This is a genomic window from Chitinimonas sp. BJB300 (assembly GCF_002735695.1).
Lineage (GTDB): Bacteria > Pseudomonadota > Gammaproteobacteria > Burkholderiales > Chitinimonadaceae > Chitinimonas.
Window position 1 is genome coordinate 1 of sequence record NZ_PDZH01000258.1, and the last position, 2,502, is coordinate 2,502.

Annotated in this window: 2 protein-coding genes and 1 pseudogene; all 3 read right to left on the reverse strand. The window is 56.5% G+C overall.

The features are described from left to right. Nucleotides 1–261 (reverse strand): annotated as a pseudogene (locus CSQ89_RS21040) (IS30 family transposase); the annotation flags it as partial. 68 nt (nucleotides 262–329) lie between these two features. Next, nucleotides 330–677 (reverse strand): helix-turn-helix domain-containing protein, encoded by a 348-nt coding sequence (locus tag CSQ89_RS21045; protein WP_099407927.1) that lies wholly within the window; start codon nucleotides 675–677, stop codon nucleotides 330–332. Between the two features lie 461 nt (nucleotides 678–1,138). Then, a partial coding sequence (locus CSQ89_RS21050; RefSeq protein WP_143747124.1) for a PLxRFG domain-containing protein occupies nucleotides 1,139–2,502 on the reverse strand: 1,364 nt, incomplete at its 5' end.

Genomic DNA, 2,502 nt, shown 5'->3' on the forward strand with positions numbered 1-2,502 from the left:
GTGCACAAAGGCCTTCAGCGGGCTTAGCAGGTGTATCACACCAACCGCCACCTTATCCGCCTCCTTGCTGGGTATCCACCGCTGCAGCGACAGACCCGACAGCCGTTCATTCAGCGTGATCAGCGCGTCTTTATGTTGGCCGCCAATGACGAGATCCAACTCCCAGTCGCCGATACGCCCTCTTTCTTCAACGATTCCAGGTCGTTCCGTAATATCGCGGCGGCCCACGATCTTCCCGCGAGTGTCCTTGGTATATGTCACCGCCGATAGGGTTTACCATGCCGCAAATGCTGAAATAGTACGCCGCCAGCGCGCTTATCTCTGGCAATCTAGTGGTAGATAGAGACATGGCTCAGCTGGGCTTTGCCGCCCTGTTCTGCAGTCAGCCGGCCGGCAATCTGCTCGGGACTCCACTGCTCGGCCAATAGTGGTCGCACCTGCTGCCAGAGGGCGTCATCCAGTCGCTGGGCATTATTGGCTTTGCGAGCTAGCGCCCGCAGTTGGGCTGTGTCAGGGCAATAGGCTGCCATCGGCGTACTGCGGCCACGACGGAGTTCGGCCCGGATGGTGGTCGGGCTTAGGTTCATGAGCTTGGCAATGGTGGCGGCGGCATGCTGCGTTTCCAACAGGCCTGCGACTCGGTATCGTTCGCCTTGGGTGAGTTGCGTGTAGGTCATCGGTCTTCAATTTCCTGGCGGGAAAAGGGGAGCGCATCCTACCGCCGCTCACCGCTCTCTCCCGCTGGTATTGAATCCGTCAGGTTCGTTTTTAAATCCGCCAAATCATATCCACGATCAGCTTAAAGCTGATACGTAAAACTGTGGTACTGGAGGGCATGCAGGGAATTGCTCAGGCAAAAGAAAACCCACATAGCTAGTGTCTATGCGGGTTTCTGAATTTCCCTGGACTGCTAGGAACTTGTATCTGGTGCCGGGGCCGGAATCGAACCGGCACAGCTTTCGCCGAGAGATTTTAAGTCTTCTGAGTGAATCCATAGCCCCTTTATAATCAAAAGCTTGCCGCCGCCTGCCTTTTGATTTTCAGTCACACTTAATCACAATTAAGGATAAGTAACGCACACTTTGTCAGACTTTTGACATACCTGATTTTGCGTTCAGAAGTACGATAGGTCACACAATCAACTATCCAATCTACCCCGCAACTCCCTCGGCAACCGCTTAGCAATCCGCTCCGCTTTGCTCATCCGAATCTCTTTCACCCGACGACTGATGGCAGTTCGCGTAATCTGGACCGGCGTGTCTGGATTCGTCGTATTCCACTCTTTCAAACGGCGTTGTGCTGCCTCCCTCCCTTCGCTATCCCCTAGCGCGATGGCTTGCGCCAATTGGTCAGAAATCGACTGTTTGACGCTGCGCTGTAATTCAATACGGCGCTGATCCGCCCCCATTGCCTGCTGTACTTCTGCGACTTCCCGCGGCTGAAACCCAATCCCCTTGATAATGGCTTGAGTGGTATCGGTATCGATCACCTTGCGCCCCTTGGTATCCCGGTACATTCCTGTCATGGCCATGTCAGCGCCCTTGGCGATATTCTGTAGCGCTACCGGGGTGATTGCGCCGAATGCGGCTGCCACGTCCCCGCTGGCCAGATTCCCGAATGCCTTGCCGGCTTGATTCATCAAGCCACCGACCGGCCCCGCAAACTGGGCGATATCGTCGGTCTTGTTGTTCTCGAACGGCGTGAGCAGGCGTGTACCCGGCAGCAAGTTGCCCAGCCCTAGCCGGCCCTGCACATCAAGCGGCATACCGGGCAGGGCGCTCGCCCCATCCAATACCATTCCCCCAATTGTCTTACCCAATGAGCCCATCACGGCACGACGCAACGAGGCTTCGCTATCAGTGTTGAAGCCCATGAAGCGGCCCAGGGTATCGATCAAGTCTTGAATGTCCTCGGCGAACGGTAAACCTTGCAGGCCGGCTGCCAGCAACAGCACGGCCAAGGCAATGACCTGCCCCTGGCGGTCCATCCGCTTGAACATTTCCAGGTAGCTGATGCTGTATTGCTTGAAGGTGAACACCGTCGCACCCAACACACCCCGCGCCCAATTGGGTCGGTTGCCTCGGTTGTACAGGCCTTGGGTTTCCTGCACCGCCTTCTCAGCAAACTGGTAAGGGTCTTTGATCTTCTCTTGTGTTGCCGTTTCAAAGGCAGCAATAAAGGTCATGCGCCGATTGACCGACTCGGCCAAGGCGAACATCGAACCCCAAATGGCTTTGAAGGCACGCAAGCCGGGTTGTCGATCCAGCATCGTGCCACCGGCTTCGGCCATCAACTGGTGGATTTCATGCGGCGCCACAATGCCATCGGCTTCCGCTTGTTTCAGTGCCTTGGCTAAATCCGGTGCATGGACTTTCGCATAGATACGGCTGGCGGCGCTGGCAAGGCGCTGGGCTGCCTTGGCTGCACCACCGAATTGCGACAGATACGGAAAGGTCATGATGGCGGGCTGGGTCAGGTTGACCGCAGCACTTGCCACCGAAC

Bases quoted from the DNA above. Each gene is read 5' to 3' on its own strand.
- CSQ89_RS21045 (WP_099407927.1), bottom strand. From the start codon at position 677: ATGACCTACACGCAACTCACCCAAGGCGAACGATACCGAGTCGCAGGC.